Source organism: Betaproteobacteria bacterium (genome assembly GCA_009377585.1).
In the GTDB taxonomy this organism is placed as follows: domain Bacteria; phylum Pseudomonadota; class Gammaproteobacteria; order Burkholderiales; family WYBJ01; genus WYBJ01.
Genome location: WHTS01000012.1, coordinates 74,122 through 91,269, shown reverse-complemented (window position 1 = coordinate 91,269; position 17,148 = coordinate 74,122). Strand labels below are relative to the sequence as shown.

The following is a 17,148-nucleotide window of genomic DNA, read 5'->3' as shown; positions in this document are numbered from 1 at the left end:
CCTCTGCGTGGTGAGCTCCAACTACCCACTTTGGCACATTTGATGCCGTCTAGCAGGTTGGAGGACCCTCGCCCCCGAGGGGGGCGGGAGGTGACCATCACATCTCTTGAGAGGAGGGGAAAACCTGTCGCTCCCCTCCTGCGAAGGAGGGGCTGGACGCGACGTTGTCGCGGACGGGGTGGTGTATTCTCGGATTCGAGCGCACGCGGTCCGGGTATCGTTCACGATTCGCGGCGCGCGCACCGCATCCACGGGAGGAGAATCATGACGGCTTCGGTGGGATTCATCGGCCTGGGCAACATGGGCAACCCCATGGCCGGCAACGTGTTGAAGAATGGCTTCACGCTCACGGTGTTCGACAAGAATCCGGCGGCGATGAAGAACCTGGTCGCGGCCGGAGCGAGCGCGGGTTCGTCGCCGCAACAGGTGGCCGAGAAAGCGGAGGTTCTGCTCACCTGCCTGCCCGGCTCGCCCGAAGTCGAGGACCTGTACCTCGGCGCCGGCGGGCTGATCGAATGCGCCAAACCGGGCAACGTGCTGGTGGACATGAGCAGCGTGTTGCCTTCGACGCCGCGCAAGCTCGAGCCGCTGGCCAAGGCCCGCGGCGTTCAGTTCCTGGAAGCGCCGGTGAGCGGCGGCGTCACCGGCGCGCGCGCAGCGACGCTGGCGATCATGACCGGCGGCGACGAAGCGGTGCTCGAACGGGTGCGCCCGATCCTGCGCACGATCGGGCCGAACATCTATCGGGTCGGCCCCGTCGGCGCCGGCAACACCGTGAAGGCGATCAACAACATGATGTCGTCGGTGAATGCGCTCACCATGATGGAAGGCATGATGGTCGGGATCAAGTCGGGGCTTGATCTCGAAACGATGCACGCGATCATCAAGGACAGCAGCGGCAACAGCAACGCGCTGGCGCGCGTGCACCGCGCGCTCATCCCGCGTAACTTCGAGCCCGGCTTCAAGGTCCAGCTCATGAACAAGGACCTGGACACGTTCAACTCGATCGCCCGGGATTTGCACGTGCCGGTGAGCTTCGGCAACGTCGCTCAGCGCTATCAGCAGGCCGCCCTTGCGGCCGGGCTGGGGGAGAAGGACACCAGCGTGATTTTCACGCTGATCGAGCGGCTGGCTGGCGTCAAAGCGCCGGGCGAGTAGGCTGCTTCAGGGATACACCTGCCAGAACGCGCGCCGGGTGCGCTGCGCGAAGGAACCGACCGCCTCGTCGTACAGGCGCCACAATTCCTTGCGCATGGGATGGTCGGCGCTGATGAGGCGGTTCAACTCGTCCTCGTCCGAGACGTCGTATTCGTACACGACCAGGTAGCGCGGTTCCTGCCCGTCGGTGGCGCGGTAGCGACGCACGCGCGTGATCTGCGGGAAGCGCTCACGCACGTCCGGGATGTGCTCGTCGTGGTACCAGCGGTTGAACTCGTCCTCGTGCGCGGGATCGACCGTTGCCATGTTGAGCATCAGTCCGCGGGTTTCCTTGTCCATCGAATGGCCCCTCGTCCGCAATCCGACCTTCAGCTGCCGCGTTCGCGTGCGCTCAGAAGCCGAGCGCCATGCCGCCCGGACGCGAATCGCTCGCCCCGCGCAGCACACCGCGGGCGCGGTCGAGCTCGATGATCTGCACCGCGCCGCCGCCCGCCCACGGCGCCAGCCCTTCGATGCGGTGACCGTAGCCGGCAAGCCGCTCCCGCACCGATTCGGGAATCCGCTGGTCGATGCGCAGGACCGGCTCGCGGTCCAGGTTGGCCGGATCGGTGCCGGGAAAGCTGTACCAGCGCGGCGCATCGACCGCTTCCTGCAGCCCCAGGCCGTGGTCGACGATGCCGGTGATCATCTGCACGTTCCACTGCGCCTGCTGATCGCCGCCCGGCGTGCCGCCGATCAGCCACGGCTTGTGGTCGCGGAACAGCATCCAGGCGTTGAGCGTGTGCATCGTGCGCTTGCCCGGCGCAATGACATTCGGATGCTCCGGATCGAGGCTGAAGCCGCGGCCGGCGCGATTGTTGAGCGTGATACCCGTGTCGCCCGCGACCACAGCGGAGCCGAACGAATTCGACAGACTGTGAATGAACGAAACCGCATTGCCGTCGCCGTCGGCCACGCAGAAGTAGCTGGTATCGCCGCCATGCTCGGCGAGCTGCGCCCCGGCCGGCCATCCCGCCCTGTGCGGGTCGATCTCCTTGCGCCGTGCGGCTGCGTGCGCCTTCGAGATCAGCGTCTCGAGCGGCCAGCGGACGTGCGCCGGATCGCCGGCATAGCGGTTGCGATCGGCGAACGCGAGCTTCTTCGCTTCGGCGAGCAGGTGAATGCGCTCGGCCCCGAAGGCCGCGAGCTTCGACAGATCGAAACCTTCGAGAATATTGAGCTGCTCCAGGACCAGAAAGCCTTGCGACGGCGGCGCCGTCTGGTACACCGTCGAGCCGCGGTAGTCGGTCGCGATCGGCGCATATACGACCGGCTGCTGACCGGCGAAATCGCCTCTGGAGAACAACGCATCTTCGTCCTTGAGGAAGCGCACCAGCCGTTCGCCGATCTCGCCCCGGTACAACGCTTCCGCGCCGCCTTTGGCAACGATGGCGAGCGTGCGGGCGAGATCGGGCGCGCTCCAGCGATCGCCCGCGACAGGCGGCCGGCCGCCGGGCAAGTACATCGCCGCCGAATAGGGATAGCGCGCCAGGGCGTCGGCCCGTTCGGCGATGCGATGATGAATATAGTCGGTGATCGCGACCCCGCGCGAGGCGAGATCGATCGCCGGCTGCCACAGTTCTTCCCATGGGAGCGTGCCGTAGCGCTTCCACAGCGCCTCGTACACGCCGAGCGCGCCCGGCACCGAAACCGAGTGCACGCCTTCCAGCGGCATCTGTTTATGCCCGCGGCTTGCGTAGTATTCCTGGCTCGCACCCGCTGCCGCCACGCCGCTGCCGTTGAAACCAAGCAGCTCGCCCCGTTTCGCGCAATGCGCCAATACGAAGGCATCGCCGCCCAGCCCGCACTTCATCGGCAGCACTACGCCTTCCGCGGCCGCCACCGCGATGGCCGCATCGAACGCATTGCCGCCGCGCTGCATCACGTGCATGCCGATCGCGGCCGCGGCCGGATGCGCCGAGGCCACCATACCGCGCACGCCGAAAGCTTCCGGCTTTTGCCGTGCCCGTGCCGCCTCCGCGGCGCTCAACGTCCAGGATCCGTCATCCGGTTTCATCGCATCCCCGCTTTCTCGATCATTGCGTGCATGAACCTAACATACGCGCTTCGCCGATCGCAATTGCCGAGCGGGCTCTGCGCCGGAGGGGATGCTGACGCGCCGCATTTCCCTCGTCTCCTACCCAGGAACCTGCTCGCAGCAGCGGACAGCACGATGCTTCCGGCTGCCCTCCTTCAGGAATCCGCCGCCAGCGGCAACTCGCTCACGTCGGCGACCCGCTCGATGTCGAGAATTGCATCCATCATCGCCTGGGCGCGCGCACGCGGAATGACGCGGCACGCGTTGTCCATGAACTTCACCTCGACCTCGGCCTGGCTCATGGGCTGCTCGCTCGATCCCTTGTTGACGTCCTCGCGGTCGCTGTACGTTCGCCCGTCCATGGTCACGATCTCGACCGCCCCCGAGTAGTGGCGCGGAAAGGTCGATTCGGCATCGATCGCGTAGCTCACCTTGCGGGCGAGCGCGAGCACTTCCGGGTCCGCAAGGGCCTCGGGCTGGAGCTCGTCGAGCGTGAGGCGGCGACGGACCGCGGCCGAGGCAACGTTGTAGTAGGCGCTGAAGAGCGCCCCCGCAAGATCCGTCGGTGCGTACTTCGCGGCGCTCGGCTCGCACACGGTATCGATCGCCGCGCGCGGCAGGTACACGCAGATGCTTCGGATCGAGCCCGGCACCAGGTCGTGGCGGTTCATGATCGCAATGGTGGCATTGATCAGCGGGTGATTGAAATAGCACGACGCAAGCCCCTTGAGCGACAACGCGCCGAAGTGCCACTCGTCTCCCAGCCCGGCGGTGATGAGCTCGATATCCTGCGCCGTGACCTCGTGCTCGAGATACACCCGATAGAGCCCGTAGCGGCCTTCGTACGGCGTGGGGGAAGCCATGTAGCCGGACTGCGCCAGGCTCGCCGCGGTGACGCCGCTGACAGCCGCCCAGGCGGGGTCGAGGCGCTTGGTCCACCCGTCGGTTGCGACGAACTCGCGGTTTCCTGCCGCGGTGGTGTAGACGATGCCCTGTGCGGCAGCGAGCCGGTCGGTATCCAGGCCGAGCAGCTTGCCTGCAGTCATCACGGCGCCGAAGCCGCCGACTACGCCGGTTGCGTTGAATCCTGCGGGCGAGAAGCCGCCCTTGGCCGCCGCGCCGACGCGGATCGCGCACTCCACGCCGGCAACGTAGGCCGCGAGCATCGCCTTGCCGCTGGCACGAGCGAATGCGCCCGCGCCCAGCGCCGCGGGGGCGCAGAATGCGCTCGGATGAATCCGCCCGAGTATGGAAGTGTCGTCGTATTCGATGCCGTGCACCAGGATGCCGTTCATGCACACGGCATCGCGCAACGGTAGCCGGCCCGGCATGCCGATGACCTGGTGCTCGCCGCCGCCGAAGCGGCTCAAGCCCTCGTAGGCGCGCCGCGCGAATTCGAATCCGGTCGCAGCCAGCGCGACGCCGACGGAATCCAGCAGATGCGTGCGCGCTTTCTCGCGTATCGGCGCCGGGAGGGCGTCGTAGTCCTGCGCAGCCGCGAACTGCGCAAGCGTTTCCGCAATCGTGAGCGTGGTGCTCGGCATGTGCGTCGCCTCCTGCACGATGGTTCGGAACCGTTATTGTGAACCATGCGAAGGCGGCGTGCGAACGGCGCCGCGACCTGCGCGAGGACTCGACAGCCATGCGGGCGTGACTTTAGTCACTTGGATGGCGCGTGCATGCTGTCTACGCTGCAAGCACACGCACCGCGCCGACGCTTCAAGTCGACAGATGAACCGATGCCCTACGCAAGCATTCGCGTCGAGGCCGCAGTGCATCGACAATTCACGCAGGAGCAGCCATGTCGAGAAATCCCCCTGCTTCGTTGCCGAACCGCCTCGTACGCGTGTTGGCGGCCGCCGGCCTCGCTGTTCCGCTGCACGCGGGCGCTGCGTTGCTCGTTTACGAACCGTTCGACTATTCCGCCCCGTCCATCCTGAACGGCACATCCGCAACCGGCCGCAATCTCGCAGGAACGTACGTCAGTGACGTGGTGAACGAGAATTACCAGTTGCGCGTATCGGCACCGGGTCTCGATTACGGCAACCTGGCGGGAGCGCCGCGCGTAGCGGGCGCCAAGCTCACCCAATTGAGCGGAACCACCTCCAACGGCTCGGTCGGCTTCGCCCAGCCCGTATCCATCCCTGCCGGGTCAGGCAATTTTCTTCAGCGCGCTGTTCACCTTCAACGACGCGAGCAACGGCAATCGTTTCGCGAGCATCGGCCTGATCGACGACGCCAGCGGCGGCTCGATCACGTTCGGCGAATCGGCCGCAGGCGTGCGCGCCATCCGCGCCAGCGCGGCGACGTCCGCTACTGGCGGACAGGTAACGACGGGCGGCGACGACCAAGCCTTCAGCAACGGCCAGACGCTGCTGCTGATCGGCCGCTACAACAACAGCGCGGTTGCCTTGGGCGATCGGCTCGACCCTTGCCGACGTGGCGCCCGTCCCGGAGCCGCACACGTGGCTGCTGACGCTGTGCGGAATCGCCGCGGTGGCGGCCGGGGTGCGGATTCGCGCCAACCGTTGCTTCAATTCAATCGGATGTTCGCTGCCTTGATGACCGGCGCCCATTTCCGGCGCTCGGCCTGGATGAACGCCGCGAACTCAGCAGTCGTGCTGCCCCTGGGCCATGCGCCGAGCGCGGCGAAGCGCTGCTTGAGCGCTGGGTCGGTCACGGTCTTGGCGACCGCCTGTTGCAGCTTGGCGATGATCGCCGGCGGCGTTCCTGCAGGGACCACCAATCCCGTCCATTCGAAGTGCTCGAATCCCGGGACCGTCTCGGCGATCGCCGGAACGTCAGGTAACGACGGATCGCGCTTAGCGCTGGTGATGCCGAGTGGACGCACGCGTCCGGACTTGTAGTACCCGATAGCCGGCGGAATGCTGCTGAAGAAGAGCGCGCATTCGCCGCTCAACACTGCGGTGAGCGCAGCCCCGCCGCCTTGGAAAGGTACATGCAGCATCTTGGTCTTGGTGAGGTGCATGAAGAACTCCGTGGCGAGACGCGAAGAACTGCCGATGCCGGACGAGGAAAAGGTAATCGCGTCGGGCTTCACGCGCGCAAGCGCGATCAATTCTTTCACGCTGCGCGCCGGAACCGACGGATGGACGGACATGACGAACGGCGTGATACCGATCAGGCTAACGGGCTGCAGGTCCTTGTCGGTGTCATACGGCAGCTTCGCGAACAACAGCGGGTTGGTCGCGAACGAGGTATTCGCCACGCCGACCGTGTAGCCGTCGGGTGCCGATCTCGCGACCAGGCTCGTGCCGATGGTCGCCGAGCCGCCCGGACGGTTGTCGACGATGACCGACTGGCCGAGCACCTGGCTCATGCCAGGTTCCACCATCCTCAAGGTCGCGGTGGTGGCGCCGCCCGGAGAGAACGGCACGATCACCCGGATGGGCCGCGTGGGATAGTCCTGGGCGAGCGCCGGCGTTTCAGCGAACGCAACGCCTGCAAGAAGCAACCCGGCTGTCGTCCGACCGCTCAGCACGTTCATCGTCCGCTCCTCTCGATTCCCGGAAAATGAGCCCGCTCGGCGCTATGCGGCGCTCGATACGAGCAGTATAGCCTCCGGCGGGCGCCGCTTGCCTTATCATCGAGCCGTGGTGGCGGCGTACGCCGGTTTGCTGCCGCGCCAACGTACGCCCGGAACCGAGGTTTCGGATGCTGCTTGGCCTTGGAGATAGCGATGGCACAACCCGTCGATCGTACTCGCACTGTCCAGCGCATGAAGGACGCGCTGGACAACGTCCGGCGACGGCTCGGCTGGGTACTCTCGCTGGAGGAGCTGGCGGCGAAGTTACCTTCTGCATGCCGGCCCGCACGACATCCGACGCCTGTACTCGATTGACACAACCAGGACGACGCCATGGATCGAGTCACACACTGGATCGATTCGTTTCCCGACAATTTCAAGTATTCCAATGCGACGCTCGTGTGCAAGGGGCTCGCCCCCTACGGCGCCGTCGCGATCGGAGAGATCGACGCGATCACCGATCGCATCGCTGCGCGAGGGGAAGATCCGAATGCCTGGGTCGAAGCATGGGGCGCGATGGCGCAGAAGCTCGAGTCCGAAGCCGAGGCAGCCGCGGCCGCGGGTCGCCATCACAGCGCGGGACATTTCTTCCTGCGCGCAGGCTTCTACCACTACACCGGCGAGCGCTTCATTGCGCCGGGCGAGGAAAAGCGACGCCACTACATGAAGTCGCTGCGCTGCTGCCAGGAGGGCCTGCGGCGGCGCTACCCCGAGATCGAATTCGTCGAAGTGCCGTACGAGAACACCACGCTGCCGGCGTACTTCCTGAAGGCCCGAGGCGTCTCCGGCCCCGCGCCGACGGTGGTCGTATTCGACGGCATGGACAACTGCAAGGAGATGAGCATTCTCTTCTGCGGCCTGGAATTCAGCTTGCGCGGCATGAACGTGCTTTCCATCGACGGTCCGGGACAAGGCGAAGCGTTGCGTGCCCGCGGCATTCACAGCCGCTACGACTACGAAGTGCCGGGAACGGCGGCATACGAGTACGTGTCCCGTCGGCCCGAAGTCGATCCGCAGCGCGTCGCGGTGATGGGCTACAGCTTCGGCGGCTATCAGGTCCCGCGGGTCTGCGCGTTCGAAAAGCGCTACGCGGCCGGGGTCGCGTTCGGCGCGATGCACTGGGACATCGCAGCCTGGGTGGAGCAGATCTACCGGGACAACCTCACCAATCCCAGCGGCAGCTTTTCCACCACCTTCCAATTCCAATGGGTCGTCGGCGCCGGTTCCGAGCAGGAGGCCATGGCGATCGCGAGAAAGTTCTCGCTCGAGGGTGTTGCCCAGCGAGTGCAATGTCCCTTCCTCATCCTGCACGGGGAGGAGGATCGCGTCGTGCGCGTCGATTCGGCGCACAAGCTGCACGCCGCGATCGGAGCGCGGCGCAAGACGCTCAAGATTTTCACGCGCGAGGAAGGTGCGGCCGAGCACGTGCAGGTGGACGACCGGCAGCGCGGCGTAGACTACATCGCCGACTGGCTGGCCGAGAGCATGTAGCTCAGTGCACGCGGCTCACAACTGCGAGCTGAGCAGCCCCAGCGTGTGCTCCCAAAGCTTTTCGGTCCACGGCCGGTTCTCCCACTCCTCGAGCGTGATGCGGCGCGAGTGCTTCAGGTCCTGCTCGAAGATCTCGATCTGGCGGCGGGCGAACGCGGCATCGAGAATGTTGAGGTTGGCCTCGTCGTTCACCGCGAACGAGCGGTTGTCGAAATTGGTCGAACCGACCGAGCTCCACAGCGCATCGATCACCATCACCTTGCAGTGGAACATGGTGGGTTGGTACTCGTAGATTTCCGCGCCCGCACGCAGCAGCTTGCCCCAGGTGGAGCGCGACGCCCGCCGCACGATCTCCGTATCGATATGCGGCCCGGGCAGGATGATCTGCACCTTCACGCCGCGCTCGAGCGCGGCGGCGAACATGCCGACCGATACGTCGTCCGGCACGAAATACGATGCGGACATCCGAATGTTGTGCGCGGCCGCCGCGATCGACAGCAAATACATGAGCTGCATGCTCTCGGAGCCGCCGCCGGGGGAGCTGGTGAAGACCTGCGCGAAGTGATCGTCGTGCTTTTCGATCGACGGGAAGTAGGGCTCGCCGTGCAGCACTTCCCCGGTCACTTCGACCCAGTTGTCCATGAATGCCGACTGCATTTGCGCGACCGCCGGCCCCTCGATGCGAAAGTGGGTGTCGCGCCAGTGCTCGGGATCCTGGGCGTTGCCGCTCCATACGTCGGCAATGCCCACGCCGCCGGTGAAACCGATGCGGCCGTCGACCACCAGCAGCTTGCGGTGGGTGCGATTGTTGAGCCGGCCGATGTTGTACCAGCGCGGCCGGTTGTAGCGCTGCAGCGCGACGCCGGCTTCCTTCATGGCCGCGAGCAATTTTTCGTCCATCTTGCTGCTGCCCACCCAGTCGAGTAGCACGTGAACCTTCACGCCGGCGCGCGAACGCTCGGACAGCGCCTCGGCGAACTGCTTGCCGATATCGCCGGACCAGTAGATGTAGGTTTCGAACGTGATGGTCCGTTTCGCCCCGCGGATGGCTGCGAGCATCGCCGGGAAGATCTCGTGCCCGTTCAGCAGCGCCTCGGCGTGATTGCCGGGAATCAGAGCGGGGCCCAGCATGACGCCCATCGTGCGCGCGAATTGCGCGTCGGCTATCGTGTAGAGCGATGCGATTTTCCGGTCGACCTGCTTGTCGCCCAGCGAAAGATTGAGCAACAGGACGACGACGATGGCAGTGATGACGACGGTCGCCAGGATCACCTTGGTTCTTCTCGTCATGAGCGCGGGCGCAGGGTTTGCAAGGCGGGCATCCTACTGCATGCCGGCCCGCACCTGCGCTCCATAGCAATTTCCGTTCACGGGCTGGAGCGCCGGCGCCACGGCAAGGACGCCATTGTTCGATTTCATCACGTCGTTCCTGGAGAAGACGGGCTACGCGGGCGTTTTCCTGCTCATGTTGGCCGAGAACCTCTTTCCGCCTTTGCCCTCCGAGGTGATCATGCCGCTTGCCGGCTTCAATGCCGCGCGCGGAGATCTGCACATCGTGGCAGTGACGGCAGTCGGCACCGCGGGCTCGTTGCTCGGCGCGCTGTTCTGGTACTTCCTCGGACGAAGGATCGGCCTTGAGCGACTGGAAGGTTGGGCGCAGCGCGGCGGGCGCTGGATCGCCGTCTATCCGGACGAATTGACTCGGGCCACCGACTGGTTCAGTCGCCATTGCGCCAAGGCCGTCCTGCTCGGACGGCTGGTGCCCACGGTACGCACGTTGATTTCGGTCCCGGCCGGCATCACCCGCATGCAGCTCGGGCGCTTCCTGCTCTACTCGGCGATCGGATCGGCGCTCTGGACGAGCGCGCTCGCAGGTGCCGGTTACCTGCTGGAAGATCAGTATGAGCAGGTCGCCCGCTATCTCGACCCCGCCGCAAATCTCGTGTTCGCTGCCATCGCCGGCACCTATCTCTACCGGGTCGCCACCTTCAAGCGCCAGCGGCACGCCTGAGGCCGCCGGCGCTATGAGACGAGCGTAAGGGGCCGCCCCACCCCGCGGGGCGGTTCACCACGTGTTACGCAATTCGCGCAGTTTGAGAAATACGGTGCGCGCATCGGGAGCATCCGGCAGATCGGGAAATGTCTCGCGCAGGCGCGCGATCACCGTTGGGCTACGCAGGCGGAAGAAGGTATTGATCTCGCTCTCCGACTCGAGCGTGGTGACGTAAGGGTGGTTCGGATCCTGCCCGCCGACCTGGCCGAGCATGGCTTTCGCCTGCGCGTTGTCCGGCTCGCGGTCGAGCGTGAAGCGCAGGTTGTTTTCGATGTAGTCGTGTCCCGGGTAGACGAGCGTGCCCGGCGGCAGCTTGGCAAGCTGGTTGACGAAAGTCGCGTACAGCTCCTCGGGATGACCGCCGTTGTGGCAGTTGCCCGCGCCGGCGTTGAACAACGTATCGCCGCAGAACAAGGCCGGCTGATCGGTGTGCGACAGCAGGCACACGTGCGACATGGTGTGGCCGGGCGTGTCGAGCGTCTCCAGCTCCACGGTGCGGCCCACCTTGATAACGTCCCCTGCTCCGAGACCGCGCGCCATGCCGGGAATCCTGTCCTTGGCGTTGCGATGCGCAAGGATCCTGGCGCCGGTTTTCTGCACTAGCGCTTCGTTGCCACCGGTGTGATCGCGATGCTCGTGCGTGTTGACGATCTGCGTGATGGTCCAGCCTGCGTCCGTGGCCGCACGCAGGCATTTCTCGTGGTCGAGCGGATCGATCGCAGCCGCCTCTCCCGTTTCGGGGCAGGCGATGAGGTAGTTGAAGTTTCGATACGAATTGGCGGTCCAGATCTGCCTGACGATCATGGCGTCCTCCTGCGGTTGCGATTGCCCATCATAAGCGAGAAACCATACCACTCCTCCTGCCAGACGAGGAGGGCGGTCCGAGTATTCCACTCCTGGGGTCTGAGTATTCCCCTCCTGAGGTCCGAGTATTCCCCTCCTGAGGTCCGAGTATTCCCCTCCTGGCAAGGAGGGGCGGGACGCGCAATGCGCGGACGGGGTGGTCGCGGCGCTCGTGGCGCCAAACGACGCCATGGCATCTTTACGGCAGCGGATCGCCGTCGGCCGGTGGCGGGACTTCGAACGCACTGACCACGCCGCAGAGCATGGCGTAATAGCCGATCACGACGGTGAGCTCGATCAGCCACGGCGTTCCATGCCGGTTGCGCAATGCATCGAAGGTCGGCTGGTCGACTCGGTTCGTGCGCATGAGCTGCTCGGCATACGCCACCACCTCGGCCTCCTCCAGCGGAAAACTCGACGGCGCTGCTCGGCTGCGAACAAGCTCGATCACGTCTTCGCGTATTCCGGCGCGGCGCGCGGCGCCGACCTGCGCGGCCCATACGAATTCGCCCTGGCGCTCGCGCGCGGCCACCAGGATGCCGAGCAGGCGCAGCTTCGCAGGTACGACCGAGTGCTGTCTGAAGTAATCACCGATGTCGTATACCGGCGGTGCGAGCTTCGGCGTTTGCACCAGTACCGTCGAGGGACCGACCACGCCACCGAAGGTCTTGATGATTCGATCGGCCAGGGCATGATGCTCGGCCGGCACATCCTCCTTTCCCTGAACCAACGGGATTCGCGGCATCGCAGCTCCTTCGCTCGAACAGTTCGTCGATCTGGTCTCGGCGTGCGCGACATTTCGCTGTCGCGCGTTCCCTTTCGCACGCCCACGCCGCTCGCGCTCCCGGCGCGAGCGGCGAACTGTAACGCTTTTTTCGACCGATGGGCAGCGACCGATCCGCTGCCCCCGAAGGCAGGCCGCATGCGCGGCGCGCTACAATTGTGGAGGTGCTGCCGGGCAGCGGCAGCAACGGCGCCGAAACCCGGATCGGAGAAAATCGCATGTCCATCGTCGGAGAAGACGTTCACAACGCAGTCGCCGCCAACGCACCGGAGGCCGACCGTTTCGTCAAACCCCAGGTCGATACCACGCTGCCAAGGCGCCTGCGCGGCATACTCGCATTGCAGGATCTGGAAGAGCCGGCTCGGCGCTATCTACCGCGTCCCATTTACGGCTACGTTTCGGGCGGGGTCGAAACCAACGCGGCGCTGCGCGAGAATCGCGCTGCATTCGACGACTTCGCGTTCATCCCGCGCGCCCTGGTCGACGTCTCGGTTCGCAGCACTCAGGCGACGTTGTTCGGTCACACCTACAATGCGCCGTTCGGCTTCGCGCCCATGGGCGGCACATCGATGGTGGCCTACCAGGGCGATGTCGTGCTGGCGCGTACCGCGGCCGAAGAAAACATCCCGATGATCATGAGCGGCGCCTCGCTCACGCGCCTGGAGGACGTGCGCGCGGCGGGGCGGACGGCCTGGTTCCAGGCGTATCTTCCGGGCGACAGCGCGCGCATCCAGACGCTCGTCGATCGCTGCATCAGGGCCGGGTTCGATACGCTGGTGCTCACCATCGACGTGCCCGTCAACGCCAATCGCGAGAACAACGTGCGCAGCGGCTTCTACAAGCCGCTGCGGCCGACGCCGCAGCTCGCATGGGATTGCCTGTCGCACCCGCGCTGGTTCGGCGGCATGCTGGTGAGGTCCATCGTCAATCACGGCATGCCGCACTTCGAGAACATGGGTAGCCGCGTTCCGCTGATTACAACCAAGGCCGAGCGCGATCGCGGCAACCGCGATCAGCTTTCCTGGAAGCACGTCGAGCTCATGCGCAACATATGGAAGGGCAAGCTCGTGCTGAAGGGCGTGCTCAACAAGGAGATCGCCCGCATCGCGCGCAGTAGCGGCGTCGACGGCATCATCGTCTCCAACCACGGCGGGCGGCAGCTCGACCATTCGGCGGCGCCGTTGCGCGTACTGCCGGGCATCAAGGCCGAAGCGGGCGACATGACGGTCATGATGGACGGCGGCATCCGGCGCGGTACCGATATCCTCAAGGCGCTCGCGCTCGGCGCGCAATTCGTCTTCGTGGGCCGTCCGATTCTCTATGCCACCGCCATCGGCGGTGCGGTCGGTCTGCATCATGCCGTGAAGCTGCTGCACGACGAGGTGAGCCGCGATATGGCGCTGCTCGGAATCACCTCGCTCGAACAGATGACGCGCAGCCTCCTCATGCCCACGCGCAGCTTCGACGGTTTCCCGCAGGGCTGAGCGGCGACCGCTTGCGCTAGCGGCGATCCCCGAGCAGCGTTCGATGGTCCACCATGATGCACCGGTCCTGCACCACCTGGATGCCGGCTGCGGCGAGCTCGAGCGCGGCCTGGTCGTTTCGAATCCCGAGCTGGAACCAGACCGCACGCGGTTTCTTGGCCAGAATGTCCTCGACGTGCGGCGGGATGTCAGCGGGGCGGCGGAAGACGTTCACCAAGTCGACGAGCTGCGGGATGTCGGCGAGCTTGCGATAGACCTTGCGGCCGAGAATCTCGGTCGCCTGCGGATAGTAGACCGGCACCGGTATCACGTCGTAACCGGACGCCTGCAGGTATTGCGGCACGTAGTAGGCGGCCTGCTCGCCTTGCGCTTCGGTCTTGATGCCGAGCACCGCGATGGTCCGCGTTTGTTCCAGCAGGCTGCGTAGCCGGGCCGAGCTCTCAACGAAGTTGGGATGTGCAGCCATTGCTTCCTCGCTGGTCTACGGCCTGGCTGCTCTACGGCCTGGCCTTTTCAGGTCACGTCACGCCGAAGGAGACTCGCGTACCCACACCAAGCCCTTGCACGGGGGCATCGAGTGTCTACGGCGTCTAAAGGCGTGCAATGCATATGCCCGCCCGAATCGCTTATGCTTGTCCCTTCGACATGTGCGGGGCGCACCATGGTAACCCTCATCGAAAATTTCCGCGCGGTCTTCTACGCGCCGTTTTATGCCGCCGAGGCGTTGGGCGCGTATGCGACCGAAGGTCTCGACGTTCGCATCACCATGTCATCGGAAGCCGGGTCGACGCTCGTTTCGCTCAATGCCGGCGCGGGCGACGTGTCCTGGGGCGGGCCGCTGCGGATCATGAAAGCGCTCGACAACGATCGCGCGGGCGGCTACGTCGGGTTCTGCGAAGTGGTGGGGCGCGACCCGTTCTTCCTCGTCGGGCGCACGCCCAGTCCGGCATTTCGCATGCAGGATCTTCGCGGCAAGCGGCTCGCCATCGTCACCGAAGTGCCCACCCCATGGATCTGCCTGCAATACGATTTGCGCAATGCCGGTATCGACCCCGCTTCGATGCAACTGACTGCGGCAGGAACGATGGCGCAGAACGCCCGCGCGCTCGCAGCCGGCGACGCCGACGTGATCCAGGTGTTCCAGCCGTACGCCGAGGAGCTGGTCCAGTCCGGCACGGGCCATGTCTGGTATGCCGCGGCCGCGCGCGGACCCACCTCGTACACGAGCCTCAACACCACCCGGGCGTTTCTCGAGCGCAACCCCGACACCGCGGCCGGCATGACGCGCGCGATGCACCGAACGCTCAGGTGGATCGCAGCACACGACGGCAGCGCCCTGGCGGGGGCGATCGGACGCTATTTCGAGGCCATGCCGCTCGAGCGGCTCGCCGCCTGCATCGAGCGCTACAAGGCCATTGGCCTATGGAACACTGACCCGACGTTTCACCGCGAAGGCGTGGAATGGCTGCGCGAGGCGATGCTGGCGGCGGGCTTCATCCGCACGCGCCTTGCTTTCGAGGAATGCGTCGACAACCGCTTCGCCGAGCGCAGCGTGGCGCAGAACCCGCCGCCATTGTGAGCGAGCGCCTCGGCGTGCTGCAGCGCGTGGCGATCCTTGCAACCTGCGTGAGGCCGTAGACTTCGTTATTCCAGCGGACGTTGCAAGCGCTTCGCCGCGCGGCGATCCTTCCATCGAGGATCTCGGAGGCGTGCGTCGGCCGCTATTGCGGCTGTTCGTAGACGATCGGCGTTCCGTCTGGCGATTGCGCAGGGCGCTCGGTTTGCGCAGGGCGCTTCGGCTTGCGCAGGGCGCTCGGTTTGCGCAGGGCGCTTCGGCTTGCGCGTCGCGGCCGCGGCGATTGCCTGCGGCAGCGCGCGGCGCGGCCCGTCCAGCGCTTTGCCGTTCTCGCTTGCCCAGTCGCGCGCGGCTTGCAAGCGTGCAGCCGTGACGGGATGGGTACGCAAAAACTCCGGAATCGATTTGTCGGCAAACGCGCCCGCGGGCGGCAGTCGCATAAACGCTTCGAACAACTCGAGCGCGCCGCCGACGTGCCCGTATTCGGCCGCGATCACACGCAAGGCTTCCTCGTCGGCCTGTCTTTCCTGGTCCCGGTTGAAGGTGAGCAGCGTCATCATGCCGGCTTGACTCAGCACGTTGCCTCCCACGGTGCGCCCCAACTGCGCCGACACCACGGAAAGCATCAGTCCGACCGCGACGCCGCGCCCGAGTGCAGCCGCCGGGTGGCGATGCTTGATATGCGCCAGCTCGTGCGCCATCACGGCTGCGAGCGCGTCTTCGCTCTCCAGCTTGCCGAGCAAGCCGCGGTAGAACACCGCCTGGCCACCCAGCGTAGCGAACGCGTTGACGACACCGCTTTCGTGGTAGCCGATACGGACGCTCATCCCACGCGGCAGCTCCATGCGCGCGACCAGCCGATCGGCGAGCGCCTGCAGCTCGGCCTGCACGGCACGCGCGTTCTCGCTGGACGGGGTGGGCGCCAGCTCGATGCCGCGCGCGAGCTCGAGCTCGTACTTGAACGGGATACGAGGCGCGATCCACTGGGCGCAATACGAAACCACCATCACCAACGCGACGACCACCGCGATTGCACCGCCCGCGAGCCAGGCGAACTCCTTCAGCGGATGCTCCTGGGAGGCGTTGGTGCCCTCCGCCGGCAGGCGGTTCTCGAGCTTCACGCCGTCCCGGGCAACGAGCGCGACAACTCGAAGGCGTGGTTGCGCGTCGACGCCGCCGCGGCGGGCGCCATGCTGCGCACATCGGCGCTCAACGGGACCAGGGCGGTACCGTAGGCAAGCACTTCGATGGCTGGCGCCCAACCGCTCGAGATGGACGTGGTTTCGAAGCGCACGCACACCACGAGCCGTGCGCCCTTGGCGCGTGCATTCTCCTTCAGGCGCAACACCGCCTCGCGGCGCGCGCGCTCGAGCAGCGTCTCGTAGGCGCGAAAGCGGCCGCCGATCAGGTTGCGCAAGCCGGCGACGAAGGTCTTGAAGTAATCGGCGCTGACCACTACGGTGCCGTACACCAAAAATGCCTGCTGCGGCGTGACGCTGTCCGGGGTGAAGCGCATGGGGAAGGCGAGCACGTCTCGATAGCGCCGCTCGCGCAGCCGGATCGAAGCGTAATGGCGCTGCTCGATGACGCGCCCGACCACATATCCAGTCGCCAGCAAGAGAAGAAACAGCGCCAGGTCGAGAAACTGGCCCATGACGATCAGGCTTGTTCGAGGCGCACAGCGCTGCCGTAGGCGAGGATTTCGGCTGCACCCATGGTGATGGAAGTGGTCGCGAAGCGCACGTTCAGGATGGCATTGGCGCCGACCGACTCCGCCTCCCGGGTCATGCGCTCGATCGCTTCCTGCCGCGCTTCCTGCATGAGCTCGGTATAGCCCTTGAGCTCGCCGCCGACGATGTTCTTCAGGCTCGCGAAGATGTCCTTGCCGACATGCTTGGCGCGCACGGTGCTGCCCTGGACCATGCCCAAGTGCGCTGCGACCCGCCTTCCCGGAATGATCTCGAGGTTGCTGACGATCATGGTGTCCTCGTGCTTGCAGGCGGCGCCGCTCGCCGCAACCGCCTATTACGGCGGCAGGCACGAAAACTTGCGTGCTACTCCAGAAGGAAACCACACCACCCCGGCGCTGCGCGCCACCCCTCCTCATGAGAGGAGGGGAGATCTCCACCGACTCC

At 65.7% G+C, this 17,148-nt stretch carries 17 protein-coding genes; 5 read left to right on the top strand and 12 right to left on the bottom strand.

Annotated elements, in window-relative coordinates:
• Window positions 1-42: 42 nt before the first annotated feature.
• Window positions 43-1,158 (top strand): NAD-binding protein, encoded by a 1,116-nt coding sequence (locus GEV05_06775; protein ID MPZ43093.1) that lies wholly within the window; start codon window positions 43-45, stop codon window positions 1,156-1,158.
• A gap of 6 nt (window positions 1,159-1,164) precedes the next feature.
• On the opposite strand, the gene GEV05_06770 is transcribed toward GEV05_06775, so the two are convergent.
• The 5 genes from GEV05_06770 to GEV05_06750 form a co-directional block, all read right to left on the bottom strand.
• Complete coding sequence (locus tag GEV05_06770) at window positions 1,165-1,497, bottom strand: hypothetical protein (GenBank protein MPZ43092.1); 333 nt, start codon at window positions 1,495-1,497, stop codon at window positions 1,165-1,167.
• A gap of 52 nt (window positions 1,498-1,549) precedes the next feature.
• Window positions 1,550-3,214 carry a gamma-glutamyltransferase gene (ggt, locus tag GEV05_06765; GenBank protein ID MPZ43091.1) on the bottom strand — a complete coding sequence of 555 codons (1,665 nt, stop codon included), beginning with the start codon at window positions 3,212-3,214 and terminating at the stop codon, window positions 1,550-1,552.
• Between the two features lie 176 nt (window positions 3,215-3,390).
• Window positions 3,391-4,779: an MmgE/PrpD family protein gene (locus GEV05_06760; GenBank protein ID MPZ43090.1), complete on the bottom strand. Its 1,389-nt coding sequence runs from the start codon at window positions 4,777-4,779 to the stop codon at window positions 3,391-3,393.
• A gap of 608 nt (window positions 4,780-5,387) precedes the next feature.
• Window positions 5,388-5,597, bottom strand: coding sequence for a hypothetical protein (locus GEV05_06755; GenBank protein ID MPZ43089.1), 210 nt, complete (start codon window positions 5,595-5,597; stop codon window positions 5,388-5,390).
• 171 nt (window positions 5,598-5,768) lie between these two features.
• Window positions 5,769-6,743 carry a tripartite tricarboxylate transporter substrate binding protein gene (locus GEV05_06750; protein MPZ43088.1) on the bottom strand — a complete coding sequence of 325 codons (975 nt, stop codon included), beginning with the start codon at window positions 6,741-6,743 and terminating at the stop codon, window positions 5,769-5,771.
• A 372-nt stretch (window positions 6,744-7,115) separates the two neighbouring features.
• On the opposite strand from GEV05_06750, the gene GEV05_06745 reads away from it, so the two are divergent.
• Window positions 7,116-8,273, top strand: coding sequence for a prolyl oligopeptidase family serine peptidase (locus GEV05_06745; GenBank protein MPZ43087.1), 1,158 nt, complete (start codon window positions 7,116-7,118; stop codon window positions 8,271-8,273).
• Between the two features lie 15 nt (window positions 8,274-8,288).
• On the opposite strand, the gene GEV05_06740 is transcribed toward GEV05_06745, so the two are convergent.
• Window positions 8,289-9,563, bottom strand: a complete 1,275-nt coding sequence (locus tag GEV05_06740; GenBank protein ID MPZ43086.1) for a cardiolipin synthase B — start codon at window positions 9,561-9,563, stop codon at window positions 8,289-8,291.
• Between the two features lie 115 nt (window positions 9,564-9,678).
• On the opposite strand from GEV05_06740, the gene GEV05_06735 reads away from it, so the two are divergent.
• On the top strand, window positions 9,679-10,284 hold the full coding sequence (locus GEV05_06735) for a DedA family protein (GenBank protein MPZ43085.1): 606 nt from the start codon (window positions 9,679-9,681) through the stop codon (window positions 10,282-10,284).
• A gap of 54 nt (window positions 10,285-10,338) precedes the next feature.
• Here the strand turns inward: GEV05_06735 and GEV05_06730 are convergent, their stop codons facing one another.
• Together GEV05_06730 and GEV05_06725 are read right to left on the bottom strand one after the other, a co-directional pair.
• Window positions 10,339-11,130: an MBL fold metallo-hydrolase gene (locus tag GEV05_06730; GenBank protein MPZ43084.1), complete on the bottom strand. Its 792-nt coding sequence runs from the start codon at window positions 11,128-11,130 to the stop codon at window positions 10,339-10,341.
• Between the two features lie 238 nt (window positions 11,131-11,368).
• Window positions 11,369-11,914, bottom strand: coding sequence for a hypothetical protein (locus GEV05_06725; protein MPZ43083.1), 546 nt, complete (start codon window positions 11,912-11,914; stop codon window positions 11,369-11,371).
• Between the two features lie 257 nt (window positions 11,915-12,171).
• Between GEV05_06725 and GEV05_06720 the strand changes: the two genes are divergently transcribed.
• Complete coding sequence (locus tag GEV05_06720) at window positions 12,172-13,437, top strand: alpha-hydroxy-acid oxidizing protein (GenBank protein ID MPZ43082.1); 1,266 nt, start codon at window positions 12,172-12,174, stop codon at window positions 13,435-13,437.
• A 16-nt stretch (window positions 13,438-13,453) separates the two neighbouring features.
• Here GEV05_06720 and GEV05_06715 read toward each other — a convergent pair whose 3' ends face one another.
• Window positions 13,454-13,903, bottom strand: coding sequence for a CoA-binding protein (locus GEV05_06715; protein ID MPZ43081.1), 450 nt, complete (start codon window positions 13,901-13,903; stop codon window positions 13,454-13,456).
• Between GEV05_06715 and GEV05_06710 the strand changes: the two genes are divergently transcribed.
• Window positions 13,892-15,016: a PhnD/SsuA/transferrin family substrate-binding protein gene (locus GEV05_06710; protein ID MPZ43080.1), complete on the top strand. Its 1,125-nt coding sequence runs from the start codon at window positions 13,892-13,894 to the stop codon at window positions 15,014-15,016. The genes GEV05_06715 and GEV05_06710 overlap by 12 nt on opposite strands.
• Before the next feature lie 65 nt (window positions 15,017-15,081).
• Here GEV05_06710 and GEV05_06705 read toward each other — a convergent pair whose 3' ends face one another.
• From GEV05_06705 to GEV05_06695, 3 genes are read right to left on the bottom strand one after another with little or no spacing between them, the layout of a single operon-like run.
• On the bottom strand, window positions 15,082-16,134 hold the full coding sequence (locus tag GEV05_06705; protein MPZ43079.1) for a M48 family metalloprotease: 1,053 nt from the start codon (window positions 16,132-16,134) through the stop codon (window positions 15,082-15,084).
• Entirely contained in the window at window positions 16,131-16,667 is a 537-nt protein-coding gene (locus tag GEV05_06700) for a heavy metal-binding domain-containing protein (protein ID MPZ43078.1), read from the bottom strand. The genes GEV05_06705 and GEV05_06700 overlap by 4 nt, the downstream gene beginning before the upstream one ends.
• Before the next feature lie 5 nt (window positions 16,668-16,672).
• Window positions 16,673-16,993, bottom strand: coding sequence for a heavy metal-binding domain-containing protein (locus GEV05_06695; protein ID MPZ43077.1), 321 nt, complete (start codon window positions 16,991-16,993; stop codon window positions 16,673-16,675).
• Window positions 16,994-17,148 lie beyond the last annotated feature (155 nt).